At 40.5% G+C, this 3564-nt stretch carries 5 protein-coding genes and 1 pseudogene; 2 read left to right on the top strand and 4 right to left on the bottom strand.

Annotated features, from left to right (window positions below):
- Positions 1-97 precede the first annotated feature (97 nt).
- Entirely contained in the window at positions 98-337 is a 240-nt protein-coding gene (locus tag LC574_RS31420; protein WP_229457487.1) for a hypothetical protein, read from the top strand.
- A gap of 182 nt (positions 338-519) precedes the next feature.
- A complete protein-coding gene (locus tag LC574_RS31415) occupies positions 520-1254 on the top strand; it encodes a DUF1995 family protein (protein WP_229457486.1) in 735 nt (244 codons plus the stop codon).
- 315 nt (positions 1255-1569) lie between these two features.
- On the opposite strand, the gene LC574_RS31410 is transcribed toward LC574_RS31415, so the two are convergent.
- From LC574_RS31410 to LC574_RS31395, 4 genes and pseudogenes are all read right to left on the bottom strand, one after another.
- Positions 1570-1905: a XisI protein gene (locus LC574_RS31410; protein WP_229457485.1), complete on the bottom strand. Its 336-nt coding sequence runs from the start codon at positions 1903-1905 to the stop codon at positions 1570-1572.
- Positions 1893-2312 carry a XisH family protein gene (locus LC574_RS31405; RefSeq protein WP_229457484.1) on the bottom strand — a complete coding sequence of 140 codons (420 nt, stop codon included), beginning with the start codon at positions 2310-2312 and terminating at the stop codon, positions 1893-1895. Before LC574_RS31405 ends, LC574_RS31410 begins: the two co-directional genes overlap by 13 nt.
- Positions 2313-2470: 158 nt before the next feature.
- The gene (locus LC574_RS31400) at positions 2471-3055 is read right to left on the bottom strand and encodes a hypothetical protein (protein ID WP_229457483.1); all 585 of its coding nucleotides are present in this window, start codon (positions 3053-3055) and stop codon (positions 2471-2473) included.
- A gap of 207 nt (positions 3056-3262) precedes the next feature.
- Positions 3263-3564 (bottom strand): annotated as a pseudogene (locus LC574_RS31395) (peptidase M43); the annotation flags it as partial.

Genomic DNA, 3564 nt, shown 5'->3' with positions numbered 1-3564 from the left:
CATGCACAGTTTCTTACGGTAGAGAAGCCCGGAACATTATTATCTGCCCATTTCGGCTTCTTGAGAACATATTCAAGATGCTCATCTTGGAAATCCTATGCATTTTCACTCCTACGAGTTGCTTGCTGAAGCTTCAGGTTATCGTATTCAACTTACAAAGCGTTGGAGTACAGATGCGGATGGAATTGCACAGTGTCTTGGTTTACAAACCAGCCCAAGAGTGGAACTAGAAGTAATGTTAAGGCAAATTGAGGAGAAGTTACAACAAAGCAGCTTGTTGTCTCTTGGACAGCCATTACCTGTTTCCACACATGAAGATGTTACTGATGACAGCTAAAAATTTCCAAATAGCGGCTGCTTGCAGAGCTATGAGCGAGAAACTACTTAACACCCAAAAAACTAGCTAATTTAACAGTTCTCTATGTCACGGCTGCCCTGGAGTTGATTGTCATCGTCTGCCTACTCAATAAGAGCTAATACTGGAACAATAAAAGTAATGCTAAAACCACATAACAAAGTATGAGTCAACTTCCCAATAGTCTTGAAGATGCGATCGCTCAATCTCGTCTAGCCGTCCAAGCTGCCCTTGCAGATGGCTGTACTCGCATACAAGTTGAGTTTCTGTTCCCAGAACTCAAGTTTATGCCGGTGGCGGAACAATTTCTGCCACTGTTTACAGAATATGATTCTCGTTTGAAGATTTTCTTTGCTGATGCTGGGGCTGCGGCTTTAGCCCGACGCGATTGGGGTGATGCACCATTTCAAATTTTAGATATTGGTACGGGAAGGGCTGCTTCTTTGCAGACAAAAATTCAGCCAGAGGATGAGATTTTCTTATTCATCGCCCCCACTTCCGTAGAAGTACCGCAGTTGGAAAAGTTATGTGAAGTAATAGGCGATCGCCCTTTAGTCTTGTTAAATCCCCGCCTAGAAGATGCTGGAACTGTGGGCATTGGTTATACAGCTAGAAAAGTCCGCGATCGCTTTATCAGTACCATTGAATCTGCCTATTACCTCCGCCCCGTAGACGATGAAACCGCCCTATATCGCTGCTACCCAGGACAGTGGGAAGTTTGGTTGGAAACCGGCGGCGAATATCAAAGAATTGCCGAATTACCCAAAAAACCATCGGGTGATGAGTTGGATCTCATCCTTTTAAAAGGACAACCGCAAACAACAACAGACGCTGCACCAGCGAAAAAGCCCAGTGTGTTTAAGAGTTTGCAACGGTTCTTAAAGGCGTTGAGTAGTTAGGAGAAAGCAGAGGTAGCAGGAGGAAAATTTATCATCTGCTGCCTCATTTTGAGTTTTTTATTTAAAATACCTTCGCCTATACAGATTTTTGACAAATGAGGAAAATATGTTTCAGCTTCAGACGACCGAGCTAAAAGACTTTCAACACTGGAAACAATCAAATAGTCAAAAGTTTTTTTCGCTATATGAATATATTAATGGTGTTATACAAGTTAATGAACTATCTTCTGATATCTGTATCGCTTTTTTAAGGCTCATTTATCCATCTTTTATTTGTTTCAATTGTAAATTTAATATCACTTAGGTAACAAGCCTTTATCCCACGGCGTAATCTGTATACTGCCGGATATAAGGCGGGTGAAATCCAACTACAATATCTTGTTTTGGTACTCCCATCGCTACCAATTGCTCACCTACATCCTCTTCTGTACCATTCCACTGAATCCAAATTTTGCCGTTTTTGATATCAAAATGCATTACAGGGCCAAAAACCCTACGTCTATTTTGCCAACCAATATATATCAGTTGGTAATGGTCTTGTTCTATGTCAAAAATTGTTTGAGCTTCAATTTCATTATTGGAGGAGGTACGTTGAGCATATTCTGTAAGTAATTGCTGAATACACTTTCGATATTTATCTAAATCTGCCATCGGGTAATTTCCTCCGTTTCCACATCATAAACTATCAGATTAATTTGACTGCGTTGGATAATAGTTTTAATAAATGGTTTATTTAAAAAATCGTTATAAGTGTTTAAGGGCGCTGCTAAATACAAAACTCGCTCAGAATCTATCTCTTCTAGAGCATATCGATAATTAATAAACTGTCCCACCGCAGTATGAAACTCAGAAATAGTTGAAGTGCCGATGAAACTTTTAACTTCAACCGCTATTATTTGTCCCTCTCTTTCTGCACCAATAATTCTCTCTGCCCCCAAGTCAATGTACATATCGGTAATATTTTCTATGCGAATTAGCAAAGGGTCATGAGTAATTCGCCACCCGTCCTTTTGTAATGCCGATTTCACAACATTGTGAAATTTATCTCTAGCTGACATAACCTATCTTGGCTCAGTTTCATATATTTGCGGACTTGATCAAGAAATACAGCAGAATTCAGAAGTCAGAATTGGTGAATTAGAAGTAAAACACGCTTTATACCTAGCTTTGAGAGTTAGCTTGTGTACTTCATCAACTTGAAATCTGCTGTAATTTTTCACTCTATCCAATTATGAAAAGGTGTAACAAGATCAAGAGCTATCGACTTTGGCAATTTGGGACACACTGCCAAAAGCTGACTGGCGGTAATTTGTGAAATCTTGATACCTCTTGAGCGAAGCTCCTTAATGGCCATCGGATTGATATCTAGCAAGTGTGCTGTTAATCTCGCCGCAGTCGCATAATTCGTATTAGAAGTGGTGTAATTAGAGTTAAATTGCTCTATGTACTGGAGCGAGAAGTGTGTTGCTAGCCCTTGTTCCAAAACAGTTGCAAAACTGGAAGCACCAGGATCAAGAAGGTGAACAGATAGATGGGCTAGCTGAAACAAGGCTTGAACTGGATCTTCTTTTGCCGAGAGGCCAAGCTGAATTATAATCTGCTCAGAGTCTCCTGGGAACCATATTTTAGGGCCATTATCACAAAACTCAATTCCTAGAATCGTCCAAGAGCGATCGCGCTTACCAAACTGTGCCTCAATGTCCGAAATCATCTCACCCAACCGAGAGGCAAGAGTCCATGTGTATCCATCACCCGATGGCAACGGATTAGCTATTACCAAAGAATCTTGAACAGTTGCCAAACAATAAACCTCTTGCTTGCAGTTTAACTATTTATTATGTTGCCCTCAGCATTTAACTATCTAACTACTGGAATAAACTTTTTTTTTAGTCTATGTGGGCATTCTAAATGTATTTTGCCAAAGTGGTGATGGAAGAAGAAAAGGGAGAGGGAGAAACAATTAAAAATTATTCCCCCTACTCCCTACTCCCCACTCCCCACTCCCTTTTTAATTTCCTTGCAACGGCGCATTTAAGACTTTCTCAATGCGATCGCGCGTTTCTAATAAGTGCGCTTTGGTATATTCATCATCTGAATTAACCCCCTTGAGTTTCTCATCTAGTTGCTTGAGTTTATACCACGCCAGAGTCCGGGCATCTTCTGGGACATATTCTTTTCGCAACACCATACCAGTCAAAATATCCAGGTATTGTCGCTGCAAGCCTCGCCGCAAACTGGCAATCTTCATTGGTTTACCTTTTGGTTTAATTACTTCTGTCCAGATACCTGATTGCAAAGTTTCAAATAGTT

Source organism: Nostoc sp. CHAB 5715 (assembly GCF_020829685.1).
Taxonomy (GTDB): domain Bacteria; phylum Cyanobacteriota; class Cyanobacteriia; order Cyanobacteriales; family Nostocaceae; genus Nostoc.
This window is presented reverse-complemented; position numbering and strand designations above follow the sequence as displayed.